At 47.1% G+C, this 13652-nt stretch carries 11 protein-coding genes; 6 read left to right on the top strand and 5 right to left on the bottom strand.

What is annotated here, in order from left to right; genetic code table 11:
* Positions 1-90 precede the first annotated feature (90 nt).
* Positions 91-1398 carry a replication-associated recombination protein A gene (locus BQ5809_RS01875; protein WP_003788735.1) on the bottom strand — a complete coding sequence of 436 codons (1308 nt, stop codon included), beginning with the start codon at positions 1396-1398 and terminating at the stop codon, positions 91-93.
* A 130-nt stretch (positions 1399-1528) separates the two neighbouring features.
* On the opposite strand from BQ5809_RS01875, the gene BQ5809_RS01870 reads away from it, so the two are divergent.
* From BQ5809_RS01870 to BQ5809_RS01860, 3 genes are all read left to right on the top strand, one after another.
* Positions 1529-1903, top strand: a complete 375-nt coding sequence (locus tag BQ5809_RS01870) for a hypothetical protein (protein ID WP_003791490.1) — start codon at positions 1529-1531, stop codon at positions 1901-1903.
* Between the two features lie 68 nt (positions 1904-1971).
* Positions 1972-3384, top strand: a complete 1413-nt coding sequence (thrC, locus tag BQ5809_RS01865) for a threonine synthase (RefSeq protein WP_003788740.1) — start codon at positions 1972-1974, stop codon at positions 3382-3384.
* 268 nt (positions 3385-3652) lie between these two features.
* The gene (locus tag BQ5809_RS01860; protein WP_003788741.1) at positions 3653-4045 is read left to right on the top strand and encodes a YccF domain-containing protein; all 393 of its coding nucleotides are present in this window, start codon (positions 3653-3655) and stop codon (positions 4043-4045) included.
* A gap of 135 nt (positions 4046-4180) precedes the next feature.
* Here BQ5809_RS01860 and BQ5809_RS01855 read toward each other — a convergent pair whose 3' ends face one another.
* A complete protein-coding gene (locus BQ5809_RS01855; protein ID WP_003788742.1) occupies positions 4181-6013 on the bottom strand; it encodes an LTA synthase family protein in 1833 nt (610 codons plus the stop codon).
* Positions 6010-7797, bottom strand: a complete 1788-nt coding sequence (gene dnaX / locus BQ5809_RS01850; RefSeq protein WP_032827890.1) for a DNA polymerase III subunit gamma/tau — start codon at positions 7795-7797, stop codon at positions 6010-6012. The genes BQ5809_RS01855 and dnaX overlap by 4 nt, the downstream gene beginning before the upstream one ends.
* Positions 7798-8112: 315 nt before the next feature.
* Here dnaX and BQ5809_RS01845 point away from each other — a divergent pair, with 315 nt between their 5' ends.
* Both BQ5809_RS01845 and BQ5809_RS01840 read left to right on the top strand, forming a co-directional pair.
* Complete coding sequence (locus BQ5809_RS01845; RefSeq protein WP_003788747.1) at positions 8113-9000, top strand: substrate-binding periplasmic protein; 888 nt, start codon at positions 8113-8115, stop codon at positions 8998-9000.
* 259 nt (positions 9001-9259) lie between these two features.
* The gene (locus BQ5809_RS01840) at positions 9260-9451 is read left to right on the top strand and encodes a type 2 periplasmic-binding domain-containing protein (protein WP_019389842.1); all 192 of its coding nucleotides are present in this window, start codon (positions 9260-9262) and stop codon (positions 9449-9451) included.
* A gap of 129 nt (positions 9452-9580) precedes the next feature.
* Here the strand turns inward: BQ5809_RS01840 and BQ5809_RS01835 are convergent, their stop codons facing one another.
* Positions 9581-10018 (bottom strand): protein tyrosine phosphatase family protein, encoded by a 438-nt coding sequence (locus BQ5809_RS01835; protein WP_003791502.1) that lies wholly within the window; start codon positions 10016-10018, stop codon positions 9581-9583.
* Between the two features lie 153 nt (positions 10019-10171).
* Positions 10172-11917 (bottom strand): M61 family metallopeptidase, encoded by a 1746-nt coding sequence (locus BQ5809_RS01830; protein ID WP_003788751.1) that lies wholly within the window; start codon positions 11915-11917, stop codon positions 10172-10174.
* A gap of 277 nt (positions 11918-12194) precedes the next feature.
* Here BQ5809_RS01830 and ccoN point away from each other — a divergent pair, with 277 nt between their 5' ends.
* Positions 12195-13643 carry a cytochrome-c oxidase, cbb3-type subunit I gene (gene ccoN / locus BQ5809_RS01825; protein ID WP_032133264.1) on the top strand — a complete coding sequence of 483 codons (1449 nt, stop codon included), beginning with the start codon at positions 12195-12197 and terminating at the stop codon, positions 13641-13643.
* Positions 13644-13652: the final 9 nt, after the last annotated feature.

Here is a 13652-nt window from a genome sequence, read left to right as displayed (position 1 = left end):
CCATAGGCTAGCACAACCTTTAAATACAAAAAGTGCAGGCTGCTTTTTCGGCAAAAAACGCTAGAAAAAGCAGCCTGCACTTTATTGTGTTTACTCACTATCTGCCGCATCGTCCAAACCACGCAACCACGCCAATTTTTCGCCAATTTTAATTTCCAGCCCACGCGGTACAGGCTGATAAAAATCGGGTTCGCTCAACGAATCAGGCATATAGCTTTCGCCAGCCGCATAAGCGTGTGGTTCATCGTGAGCATAGCGATAATCGCGTCCGTAGCCCAATTCTGCCATGAGCTTGGTGGGCGCGTTGCACAAATGTACAGGCACAGGCTCGCTGCCGTGTTCGCGTACAAATTGGCGCATTTGCTTGTATGCCACATAGCCTGCATTGGATTTGGCTGCGCTGGCTAAATACAACACCGCTTGCGCCAACGCCAATTCGCCTTCGGGCGAACCCAAGCGTTCATAAGTGCTGGCGGCATCGTTGGCAATTTGCAAGGCGCGTGGGTCTGCCAAACCAATGTCTTCCCACGCCATACGAACAATGCGCCGCGACAAATAACGTGGGTCTGCGCCGCCGTCCAACATTCGGCACAACCAATACAACGCTGCGTTGGGGTGTGAACCGCGCACCGATTTGTGCAAGGCGGAAATTTGGTTGTAGAACTGCTCGCCGCCTTTGTCAAAACGGCGTACTTGCTCGCCTAGCGTTTGGGCGATAAATTGGGCGGTTATCGTGTTTTGTTGGCGCATGGTGGCGGCGCGTCCAATTTGTTCTGCGTTATTCAAAAACCGCCGCGCATCGCCGTCTGCGCTTTCAATCAACAAAGATGGCGCGTCATCGTCCCAATGAAAAGCTGAAAATTCGGGCAGAGCGCGTACTTTGTCCAACAACAAGTGCAGGCTGCTTTTGTCCAGCGATTTGAGTACATAAACTTGCGCCCGCGACAACAAAGCGGGATTGACTTCAAAAGACGGATTTTCTGTGGTCGCGCCAATAAACGTAATCAAGCCGTTTTCCACATACGGCAAAAACGCATCTTGTTGCGATTTATTGAAGCGGTGCACTTCGTCCACAAACAAAATGGTGCGCTGACCGTGTTGCCACGCGATTTCGGCTTTTTGTATGGCTTCGCGAATGTCTTTCACGCCCGAAAACACGGCAGAGAGCGGCAAAAATTGTGCGCCAAAACCTTGTGCCACAATTCGTGCCAAAGTGGTTTTGCCAATGCCGGGGCTGCCCCACAGCAACATGGAATGCGGCTCGCCACTTGCCAATGCCACGCGCAGGGGTTTGCCTTCGCCTGTTAAATGTTCTTGCCCGATAACTTCGTCTAATGTGCGCGGACGCAAGCGTTCGGCAAGCGGTGCGCTGGGTGGGGTGGAGAATAAATCGTTCATAAAATGCAGGCTGCTTTGTACAAAAAATAACGTATTTTAGACGATTTATGTGCAGGCTGCCTTGTTTGCTTACACCGTTTACACGATAATAGCCACCTTTCTTAACCTGTTTTATCACAAGGACAGCATCATGAAAAAAATCGCTTTAACTTTGGCAACGGCTTTGATTTTGAGCGCGTGTAGCGCAGGCGGCAACGGCTTGGCAGGCATGGGCGGCAACGCAACACAAATGGGCTCAAACCTGTTTGGTATGTATGTACAAAACCAATGCACCACCGAATTGCAATCGCGCAACGAATGGCGTTTGGCAGCACTTGCCATGACTCAAGCGCAACAAACCGAGTGGGAGAATAAAATTTGCGGTTGCGTGGGACAAGAAGCACCCAATCAAATGACAATGGCTGATACGACACAACTGCTGACAGCAGAAGGACGCACCAAAGTCATCGCCGAAGTGGGCGCAAGAACCGTAACTGCTTGCTATAAGCGTTTGTTTACAAAATAAATCATTAAACCAAAGCAGCCTGCACCCGTTTATTTGCAGGCTGCTTTCTCTACACGAAAGAATCCATCATGAAGTACATCAGCACACGCGGACAAACCGAGCGCAAACAATTCAGCGAAATTTTGTTAATGGGTTTAGCCCCAGACGGCGGTTTAATGCTGCCTGAACGCTATCCAGTCGTTACCGAAACCATGTTGGCGAATTGGCGCAATTTGAGTTACAAAAATTTGGCATTTGAAATCATTAGCTTATTCGCGACCGATATTCCAGCCGAAGATTTACACGACATCATTGAACGCACCTACACCGAAGAAGTATTTGGCAGCAAAGAAATCACGCCCGTTCGCACCTTAAAAGACGGCATCAAAATTCAAGCCTTGTCTAATGGTCCAACTTTGGCGTTTAAAGACATGGCAATGCAATTTTTGGGCAATATGTTTGAATATGTATTAACCAAACAAAACAAGCAGTTAAATATTTTGGGCGCAACAAGCGGCGACACAGGTTCGGCGGCGGAATACGCATTACGCGGCAAAAAAGGCGTAAATGTGTTTATGTTGTCGCCCGAAGGCAAAATGTCGGCATTCCAACGCGCTCAAATGTTCAGCTTGCAAGACGAAAACATCATCAACATCGCCGTGAAAGGTATGTTTGACGATTGCCAAGACATCGTCAAAGCCGCGCAAAACGACCACGCATTCAAAGAAAAATACCACATCGGCACGGTAAACAGCATTAACTGGGGACGCATTGTCGCGCAAGTGGTTTACTATTTCGCAGGCTATTTCCGCGCAACAGAAAACAATCGCCAAGAAGTAAGTTTTTGCGTACCAAGCGGCAACTTCGGCAACGTGTGTGCAGGTCATATTGCCAAACAAATGGGCTTGCCAATCAAACGCTTAATTGTCGCAACCAACGAAAATGATGTATTAGACCAATTCTTCAAAACAGGCGAATACCGTCCGCGCAACACCGAGCATACCTATGTAACGTCTAGCCCAAGTATGGATATTTCCAAAGCGTCTAATTTTGAGCGTTTTGTGTTTGATTTGATGGAACGCGACAGCAGCGAAGTGGAAACTTTGTGGGCGGAAGTGGCGACTGGCAAAGGCTTCAATTTGCATTACAAGCTGCCTGAAATTCACGAAAAATACGGTTTTGTATCGGGTCGCAGCTTGCATAAAGACCGTTTGGCAACCATTAAACAAGTGTACGAAACAGACGGCGAATTGATTGACCCACACACCGCCGACGGCGTGAAAGTGGCGCGTGAAGTGCGTTTGCCTGATGAAACGATTGTTTGTTTGGAAACCGCGTTGGCGGCGAAATTTGATGTAACCATTCGCGAAACGGTTGGCGCGGTAGAAATTCCGCGTCCTGCAAAATTGGCTGGTTTGGAAGATTTGCCACAGCGCGTGCAAGTTGTGCCGAATAATGCGGAAATTGTGAAATCGATTATTCGTGAGAAGTTGGATAAATAAGCAATAGATATCTACATAGCACAATCGTTCAAAATTGCTTAAAGTAATTCGATAACCGCGAATCTACTCCCTCCCCTTTGGGGGATTGAATCGCTGAGCATTTAAAATTTGCACAATAACAAGTCAATAATTTTATGTAGATACCTATAATAGAGCAGCCTGCACTTTTGTTTACATAAAGTGCAGGCTGCTTTTGTATTTATCTGCTTGAAAATTCGCTTGTTTACCCAATATCCTTGCTTATTCACATCAACAAAAGGAAAACAAAATGAGCTTAATCCTGAATATTTTATGGTTTATCTGCGGCGGTTTTATGGCGATAGGCTGGTTTTTGGCAGGCATCATTATGGCGATAACCATTATCGGCTTGCCTTGGGCAAAAGCCTGCTTTGTGATGGGACAATTCGCACTGTGGCCGTTTGGGCGTGAAGCCGTGCCGCGCGACAAACTGACGGGAGAAGAAGACATTGGCACAGGCGTATTGGGCTTGTTGGGCAACATCATTTGGTTTGTATTTGGCGGTGTGTGGCTGGCGATTGCACATTTGAGCGCGGCGTTGACATGTTTTGTAACCATTATCGGCATTCCGTTTGGCGTGCAACATATCAAATTGGCGATGTTGTCGCTCGCGCCAATTGGTAAGACGATTGTGTTGAAATGAATCTGAAAATCTAAAAAAGCAGCCTGCATTTTTTATCAAACAAAAAGTGCAGGCTGCTTTTTATAGTGAAATGAAATAAAAACGAGACAAGGCAACACAGTACTGTTGCGATTTCATTTCACTATATTAACCAAACTATTTCGCCCACGCATTGTCGCGCAATAATTTATCGGCTTGCTGCATTCGCCATTGCAACCATTGCAGCGATTTGGGTTCGCCCGATAGCGCGTTTTTGCCTTCAAATTCTGCGGTGTCGCCATTAGGTAAAATGCTGGCGGTGCGGCTGCCTTGGTTGAGCATCAGCGGCACGACTTCGCTGTTTGGATTGAGCAAACTGCGCCCAAACGTACTAACAGGTTGAGCAATGCCTAGCCAATCGGCAAAAGTGGGCAGCAAATCGTATTGGCTTGCCAGTTGTGAATGACGCGCTGGATTGGGATTTTGTGGGTCAAACACAATCAGCGGAATGTGAAAACGCTCGCGCACGGTTGCAGGCTGCTTGCCACTGTTGAGCGTGTGGTCGGCAGTAAACACAAAAATGGTGTTGCGATACCACGTTTGCTTGGCGGCGTATTGCATAAATTCGTGTACCGCCCAATCGCTGTATGCCAGCGCGTTTAAAAAGCCGTTTTCGCCTTTGGCATCGTGTGGATAGAGTGCAAATTCTGCGCCTGCGTTGGCAAACGGTTCGTGTGTTGTGCCTGTAAACAAAAATGCAAAAAATGGACGTGCAGGCTGCTGGCTAATTTGTTGCCCTAAAAATTGCAGCGTGTCGTAATCCCAACCATAAGGCGGTATGTCTTGTGGATAAGTTCGGCGCAGCGGCACGTCTTCTTGCCCGTAATATTCTTGAAAACCCAAGGCGCGAGCAATGCCGTCCATGTGAAACGAGCGGCGTTTGGACGATTGTGCCATGAGCGTGCGATAACCTTGTTTGCCTGCCAATTCGGCAATGCGGCTCATGTTGTTCAGCTCCAAGCCAAAGCCTAGTGGCTGGCGATTGGGCAAGGCTGGCACAGAAGTCAGCGCGGCTTGTATGCCCACAATACTGCGTTGTCCTGCGGCATAAAAGTTATCCCAAACTTGGCTTTGGGCAATGAGCTTATCCATGTGGGGCGTGGCGCGATAATGTCCACCTGCTAATGCATCAATGTAACGATATGACCAGCTTTCTAGCAAAATAAACACAATGTTTCTGCCCGATGCAGGCTGCTTGCTTTGGTAGGAAAATGGCTGCGGATAGCGTTGTGCAAAGGATTGTGCGGTGGCGTTGTCCACATACACCAGCGGTTGTTGTTGCTGGCGTTCGCGCACCGCGTCTAGCGTAACCAATGCACCGTTGAGCGTAAGATTGGCTTGCGCTTGTCCGTTGCCCATAAACGCATCAACTGAATTGAGCGGTTTGCCCGATAGCACCCAACCGCGTGCTGCCAAAATCAACAAAATCAATGTTAATGTGCTGCTGGCAATCCGTTGCCACACGCTGCCCGACACAGGCAAAGCAGCCTGCACAATCCATTTGCGCCACAAAAAAGTGCAGGCTGCCAGCGCAATCGCTCCGCACAAAGTGTAAAGCCAACGTGTGCCGAACGCGGTTTGCACAATAAAACCGATGTCGCCTGCAATGTTGAGCAAATCGCTGCCAATGTGGCGTTGCACTTCGCCAAAATAGGCAATGTCTGCCACGCCCAATCCCAGCAACAGGCTGATAATTAGCCAGCAAAACCACGCACACGCACGGCGAAAACGCGCTTGGTTGAGCTTGCCAAACGGCAACAGCAATAGCAATAAAAAAGGCGACAACGCCAATACCACCAATTTGCTATCAAAACGTGCGCCCTGCCCCAAAGCAGCCTGCACATTTACATCGGCAAAATAATCGCCATAAACCGCCCACAATGCCAAACGCAAACCTGCGGACAGCAGCAAAAATAAGCCTACTATCTTAAAAACTATCGTATTTTTCATTTTGTTGATTCACTATCGGTCAAAACTTCCAGCGTGCTTTCCACCCAACGCGCATTCAATAATTGCTGAATTTTTTGTACTGCTGGGTCAGCTTCCATTTGGTGTCGCGCCCAATCGCGTTGTTCTTGTGCGATACGCGCGTGTGCCATGTTCGGCGTTTCACCATGTTCGCCAGCGTGGTAATCCATCACTTGCACGCGGATTGCTGTACCATACCATTGCGATAAGGCTTGCTCAATTCGCGTCAAATATTCGGGCGTGAGCGTGTGTTGCGTTTTGTCGCGCAGGACTGCCAAAGTCAAAACACCGTTGGCGTAATCCACCCAAGCCATGTGGCTGAGCGACATTTGCGCGGCGGCAATGCTGGGCAACTCGCTTAAACCGTCTGCAATGCGCGTCCAGTTTTCGGCGGTTAATTCAGGCACATCTGCTTGAATGGGCGCGATTTCTTCATCTGGGGCGACTTCGTTTTGCGGTTCATCGTCCCAAGTTTCGGCTGGCATGGGCGTGTCGTCATACGCTGGTTCAACTTTAACGTGCAGGCTGCTTTCTGTTTCGGGCGTGATTTTGGTGTCGGGTGCGACTTCGGTTTCAGGTGCAGGCTGCTTGGTTTCGGCTAATTCACGGCTTTTTTTTTCAGGCGGATTGTGTAGCTGCGTACCTTCAATCACGCTATCGCTTGGCGTGTTTTTTGCCGCAAATGGCGCAAATGCCAGCATCCGCAGCAAAGTCATCACAAAGCCTGCGTATTCATCGGGCGCGAGTGGCAAGTCTTGTTTGCCGTGAATCACACATTGGTAATACAACTGAATTTGTTCATCGCTAAAATAATTTGCCAAATGCACCAAACGCTCGCGTTCTGAGTCGTCTGTGGCAACGGCACTCGGCACGGTTTTGATTAACGCCAATCGCTGTAACCACATCGCCAAATCGTTTAACGCGCTGTCAAAACCAATCGCGTTGGCTGCCATTTCTTGCGCTTTGACAAGCAAGCGTTCGCCGTCTTGTTCCATTAAAAAGGTCAATAAATCATATAAATAACGCTTATCCACCGCGCCAATCATTTGTCGCACGTCCAGCTCTTTTACGCCGCCCGAACCCATGGCAATGGCTTGGTCTAGCAAACTCAACGCATCGCGCATTGAGCCATTTGCCGCACGCCCCAATAACGCCAGCGCATTGGGTTCGTACATGATTTGTTCAGTTTTCAAAACGTGGGTCAAGTGGTCGGTGACTTGTTGCGGTGTCATGTTGCGTAACACAAATTGCAGGCAACGGCTCAACACCGTAATCGGCACTTTGTGTGGGTCAGTGGTTGCCAAGATAAATTTGACGTGTTCGGGCGGCTCTTCCAGCGTTTTGAGCATGGCATTGAACGCGGATTTGGACAGCATATGCACTTCGTCAATGATATAGACTTTGTATTTGCCGACTGTGGGCGCGTATTGGGCGTTTTCCAGCACTTCGCGGATATTGTCGATGCCTGTGTTGCTGGCGGCGTCAATTTCCAGCAAGTCCACAAAACGTCCTGCGTCAATATCGCAGCAGGTTTGGCATTGTCCGCATGGGTCGCCGTGCAGGGTGTTTTCGCAGTTTAGGCTTTTTGCCAAAATTCGCGCAATGGTGGTTTTGCCCACACCGCGTGTGCCTGTGAGCAAGTAGGCATGGTGCAATCGCCCTTTGTCGAGCGCGTTTTGCAGGGCTTTGACAACGTGTTGTTGTCCGACTAAATCGGCAAAAGTTTTGGGGCGCCATTTGCGAGCGAGAACTTGGTAAGCAGTCATGATATTGGTTGTTTGTAAACAAAAGTGGCTGGATTTTAACATGATAGTTGATACAATTATTTTTTAATACAAGGCGACAACGCCTGCCGTGTTAAGTGCATTAACTATAATTGTGTGCAGGCTGCTTTGACGGATTAAAAAAGCAGCCTGCATATTAAATATATATATAATTCTATTGACAATAGCCGCCATAATATATATATTATAGATAAACAGCATATCCTAATAAATATTCTTTATCGCCCTATGCAACAACCACAGCTTCGTGACAGGATTTATACTGTTTTTTAACAAATACTCTAAAAAGGTGTCCAAATGCAACTTTCAACTAAAAAAATCTTATTATCTAGCGCATTGTGCCTGATGCTATCTGCTTGTGGCGGCGAAAGCCAAACTGCCGCACCTGCTGCCCCAGCCGATACTAAACCTACTGCTGCGGCATCTAGCGTTCCCGCCACCGAAAACAAAAATTTAGTGGACGACTACGTTAGCCCTTTGCCAGCCAACGCGCCCGTTATCAACGTTGCCACCACAAGTAAAACACTACCTTTCTCATTCTCGGCAACCAACGGTGGAGTTGTGGGTATGGACGCAGATGTAATCCGTAAAATTGGCGAAGCAGAAGGCTTTAAAGTGCAATTCCACAAACGCAATTGGCAAACTCTGTTTACCGATGTGGACGAAGGCACATATGATTTGGCGATTTCGGGCATTTCCTATTCAGATGACCGCGCTGCCAAATACGCCCTGTCTGACTCATACGCTACCAATGCCAGCGTAATGATGTTCAAAGACGAAGCCTTGGTTAGCAAACTCAAAACCTTGGGCGATACCGCGGGCTTGCGCGTTGGCACATTGGACGGCTCGAAACACGCCACGCAAATCAAAGAAGCTGGCGTAGCAAAAGAGATCTTGCCCTACAAAACCACATTCTTGCTGTTTGGCGGCTTGATGAAAAACGAAGTTGATGTGATTTTGCAAGATAGATTGTTGCTGCAACAATATGTGAAAAACAATCCAAATGAAAAATTACATATCGTTGCCTATGAAGCAGACAATTTGCCAGAGGCCCAACTGGTTATGGTCATGAAAAAAGGCAATACCGAATTACAAGCACGTGTAAACAAAGGCTTGGCAACCATCAAACAAAATGGCGAATTGGACAAAATCCGCGACAAATGGTTGGGAACGAACAGCAAGTAAAGCATAAGCAAACAGCTGTTTCAACCAAAATACAACAAAGCCAAACATTAGGGCGTGCAAATATTTATATTTTCGTTGCTTTTAGTTAAAATAAGTAAATATAGGCATAACCAAAGTACTCATTGTTTATTGTATTCAAACTCTACAATATGAATAATTGGCACGCTCTATTATTTTTTATAATATTTACCAACATAAGGCTTTATTATATGTTTTCAAATCAATCAAAATTATTGGGTTTGTTGGGCTGCTTCCTATATTGAGCAAAGACAAAACCAATATTCAAAACTGGAACGAATTAAAAGATAAACCGATTGCGGTTCAAGGCGATAGCTTGTCGCAAACGCAATTGGCTGCAACCAATATTACCAGCAAACCGATTCCCGTAAAAACGGTGTACTTGGGCGTAACACAAGTAGCAGATGGTAATGCCGTTGCCATGTATATTTAATGCACTTATGTGCTGCAGGCGTTGTCGCCTTGTCCTAATCTAAATTTAATCCACTATAATTTAAGCTAAAAAAGCAGCCTGCACTTTAAATCAAAAAGTGCAGGCTGCTTTGTTTGTGTTTTGTGCGATTTAACCGCGTTTTTGATATGCCGCGTTCAAACGTTCACGTTGTGGTTCAAGGTTAATACCAGCTAATTCTGCCGCTTTGATTAAGCTGTTCACTTCCACACCACGTTTGGTTTGGTTCAACGCCCACATCATTGCCGAGCGCGTACCCGTGCGGCAATACGCCAAAATGGGTGCTGGCGATTTAGCAATGGTTTCTTGAAATTCGGTCAAAGCCGCATCGTCGATACCGTCCATCACAATCGGCATATACACCACGTTTTCAATACCATTTGCTTCCAACCAACCTTTAACCGTTTCAAAATCGGGTTGGTTTGGCTCTTCGCCGTCTGGGCGGTTGCAAATCACGGTTTTAATGCCTGTTAACGCTGCACGTTTGGCAAAACGCTCGTCCAACTGTTTAGACACATACAAATAATCGGCAATTTTTTCAATAGCCATTTTTTTATACTCCATTTATTTAGGCGATGCAGCGCAGCAATCAACTATCCTGCGCATTGTGAAAAATAAAAGTTGCTATTCTAAACTTTTCGCGCCAATCCGAAAAGTTTGTAAGCAAGTTAGGTTTTGTAAAAAGTTAGAGTCTATATGCAATTACGCGCTCAACCATTTTGCCAACAAATCTTCATCGCGCACACACAAATACGCCGTGTGCGGCAAAGCAGCCTGCACCGTAATCTGCGCTTGCTGCAACACGCCATCGCGGAAATAATGCAAAACGTGCGTATCGCCCACTTTGGTTTGCGTTTGTGCAACCCAATTGGTGCAGGCAAATTGGTTCACTGCAATGATTTTGTCTTTCGATTTTAGCCCAGCTTGTTCGGCAGCACCGTTGGCAAAAACGTGGCTCAACACCGCACCATCGGCTTGTTGATTGGCTCGACAGCCCAAATCGGCTTGTGGTGTGGCAGATGGAAATTCGGCAACCAACGCACCATCGCATTGGCGATTGTGTGGCAAAAAGCGCAATTCCAAGCCCAACGATTGCAGGCTGCCTTGCAAGGGCAATTCATCGGTTGAGTGCAAAATTTGTTCAAAAAAATCATGCAGATTTAATTGCGTGAATGCTTGCGCCAACGCTTGCCATTGGTTTTCGTCTGTGCCTTTGCCTGTGGATAAAAATCGCGCATACAAGTTTTGCATCACAAAATCCAACGAGTGCAGGCTGCTTTGGCGGATTTGCGCGTCCAAACACAATGCTGCCAATGCGCCTTGTTGGTAGTAGCTCACAATCGCGTTGGGCGAATTTTCGTCTTGTTTGTAGTATTTATGCCACGCGGCAAAGCTAGATTGCGCCAGCGTTTGCCAATGTCGTCCCGCTTGTCGGGTTACGCGCGTGATGTTTTTCGCCAACAAATTCAAATAGTTTTGCCAACTAATCACGCCGCTGCGTACCAAAATCAAATCGTCATAATAAGACGTGATGCCTTCGTATGCCCACAGTTGCTCGGTGTAGCATTCTTGGTCTAAATCATACGGTTGGAACTGGCTCGGTTTGATGGATTTGACGTTCCATGCGTGAAAATATTCGTGCGAAATCAAGCCTAGCAATTCGGTGTATGCTGCGTTTGGCTCATCGCCCATATTGTGTGGTGGCAGCGCGTTGCGGTCGGCATGAAGCGCGGTGCTGCTGATGTGTTCCAATCCGCCATAAATTTTGTCGCCCAAATACAACAAAAACAAATATTCGCCAAACGGTGCAAGCTGCTTGAACAAATCGATTTCGTATTCGCAAATCGCTTGGCAATCGGCAAGCAAACGTTCGCGGTCAAAGTCGGAATAATGTCCGCTTAACGCGATTCGGTGGGCAATACCACAGGCGGTAAAGTGCAGCACTTCTATGTTTGCGCCCAATTCAAACGGGTGGTCGGTTAATTCGGTGTAGTTTTTGGCGCGAAATTCGTGGGCGGACAAGGCTGGCAGCGTGGTTTGCACTTGCCATGTTGCAGGCAAATCACGCAATTGCACGCGGCATTCTTCATCGTGCCGATTGGGTTGATACAAAAACAGGCACGCGCCGTCAAAAAAACCGCGTTCGTTGTCCAACAAACTGGCTCGGCAAGATAAATCGTTGGCATACACGACATAATCAATTTGGTATTCGCCAGCTTGGTCGGGCAGCTGCCAAGTGTTTTTGTTGATTTGCGTGATAGCAATTGGCTCGCCATTGCAAGCAGCCTGCACGCGCATAATGTGGCGTGAAAAATCGCGAATCATATAGCTACCAGCCGTCCAGTTTGCCAATTTAAGTTGGTGCAGGCTGCTTTTTTCGTGCGAATAAGTCAAAGAAATATGCCATTGGTGGCTGTGTGGGTGCGGAGTAATGGTGTAATTCAGCATAATGTTAAGAATGTTAAAATTTGTTTGTTTAAGTTATGTTGATGTGAGTCAAATACAAAGACGCTACTTTTGGATAACCTTACGAAAACTGTGACTATCTCACAATGATGTTGCTGTTTTACCATTATTTGACTTGGTAGAAAAGACGGTTTTGTTTTAAAATGCTAAATTAAGTTGCTGCGTGTATGGTTTATGCACACAGTGTTAAGTTAAGACAAGCAATAAAACGTGCAGGCTGCCTGCGCTATTTTATTGCACCAACAATCCTGCCATGTATTTGGAGACTTTCATGGAAACGCAAACTTATAACTACAAAGTGGTGCGCCAATTTGCCATCATGACAGTAGTTTGGGGCATTATCGGTATGCTGGTCGGTGTGATTGCCGCTGCACAGCTACGCTGGCCTGCCCTAAACCTGACAGATATTGCACCTTGGTTTCACTTCGGTCGTATTCGTCCACTGCATACTAATGCAGTGATTTTCGCATTTGGCGGTAGTGGCTTATTCGCTACATCATATTACGTTGTGCAGCGCACGTGTAACGTTCGCCTGTTTGGTGGCAACTGGTTGCCTGCATTTACCTTTTGGGGCTGGCAACTGGTCATCGTACTTGCCGTTATCACCCTGCCTTTGGGCTACACCCAAGCTAAAGAATATGCCGAATTGGAATGGCCAATCGACATTTTGATTACTTTGGTGTGGGTGGCTTATGCCGTGGTGTTCTTTGGCACAATCGCCACACGCAAAATCAAACACATTTATGTTGCCAACTGGTTCTATGGCGCGTTTATCTTAGCGGTTGCCTTGCTGCACATTGTAAACAGCATGGCTGTACCAGCAGGCGCAATGAAGTCTTACTCTGTTTACCACGGCGCAATTGATGCCATGGTGCAATGGTGGTATGGACACAATGCCGTAGGCTTCTTCTTGACCGCTGCATTCTTGGGCATGATGTATTACTTCGTACCCAAACAAGCAGGTCGTCCTGTTTACTCATACCGTTTGTCGGTGGTGCACTTCTGGGCATTGATTTTTACCTATATGTGGGCAGGCCCGCACCACTTGCACTACACTGCATTGCCTGACTGGACGCAATCTTTGGGCATGGTGTTGTCGCTGATTCTGTTTGCACCGTCTTGGGGCGGCATGATTAACGGTATCATGACTTTGTCTGGCGCGTGGCACAAACTGCGTACCGACCCAATCTTGAAATTCTTGGTGGTATCGTTGTCATTCTACGGTATGTCCACTTTTGAAGGTCCGATGATGTCGATTAAAACCGTAAATGCATTGAGCCACTACACCGACTGGACAGTAGGTCACGTTCACTCTGGCGCATTAGGTTGGGTAGGCTTTGTAACCATTGGTTCGATTTACTACTTGATTCCACGCTTGTTTGGTCAAAAAGAAATGTATAGCACCAAACTGATTGACGTACACTTCTGGATCGCCACCATTGGCGTGGTGTTGTACATCACTTCCATGTGGATTTCAGGCGTGATGCAAGGTTTGATGTGGGCGCAATTAAACCCAGATGGTACATTGACGCACTCATTCGTGGCATCGGTGGCGCGTTCTATGCCTTACTATGCAATTCGTTTTACAGGTGGCGCATTGTATTTGAGCGGTATGTGCTTAATGGCATACAACGTATATCGCACCATTGCAAACGGCAAACCAGTTGATGCGGAAATTCCCGCACTGCCACAAACGCAACATCATTAAGAAAAGGCA

Source organism: Kingella kingae ATCC 23330, assembly GCF_900111845.1.
Lineage (GTDB): Bacteria > Pseudomonadota > Gammaproteobacteria > Burkholderiales > Neisseriaceae > Kingella > Kingella kingae.
This window is presented reverse-complemented; position numbering and strand designations above follow the sequence as displayed.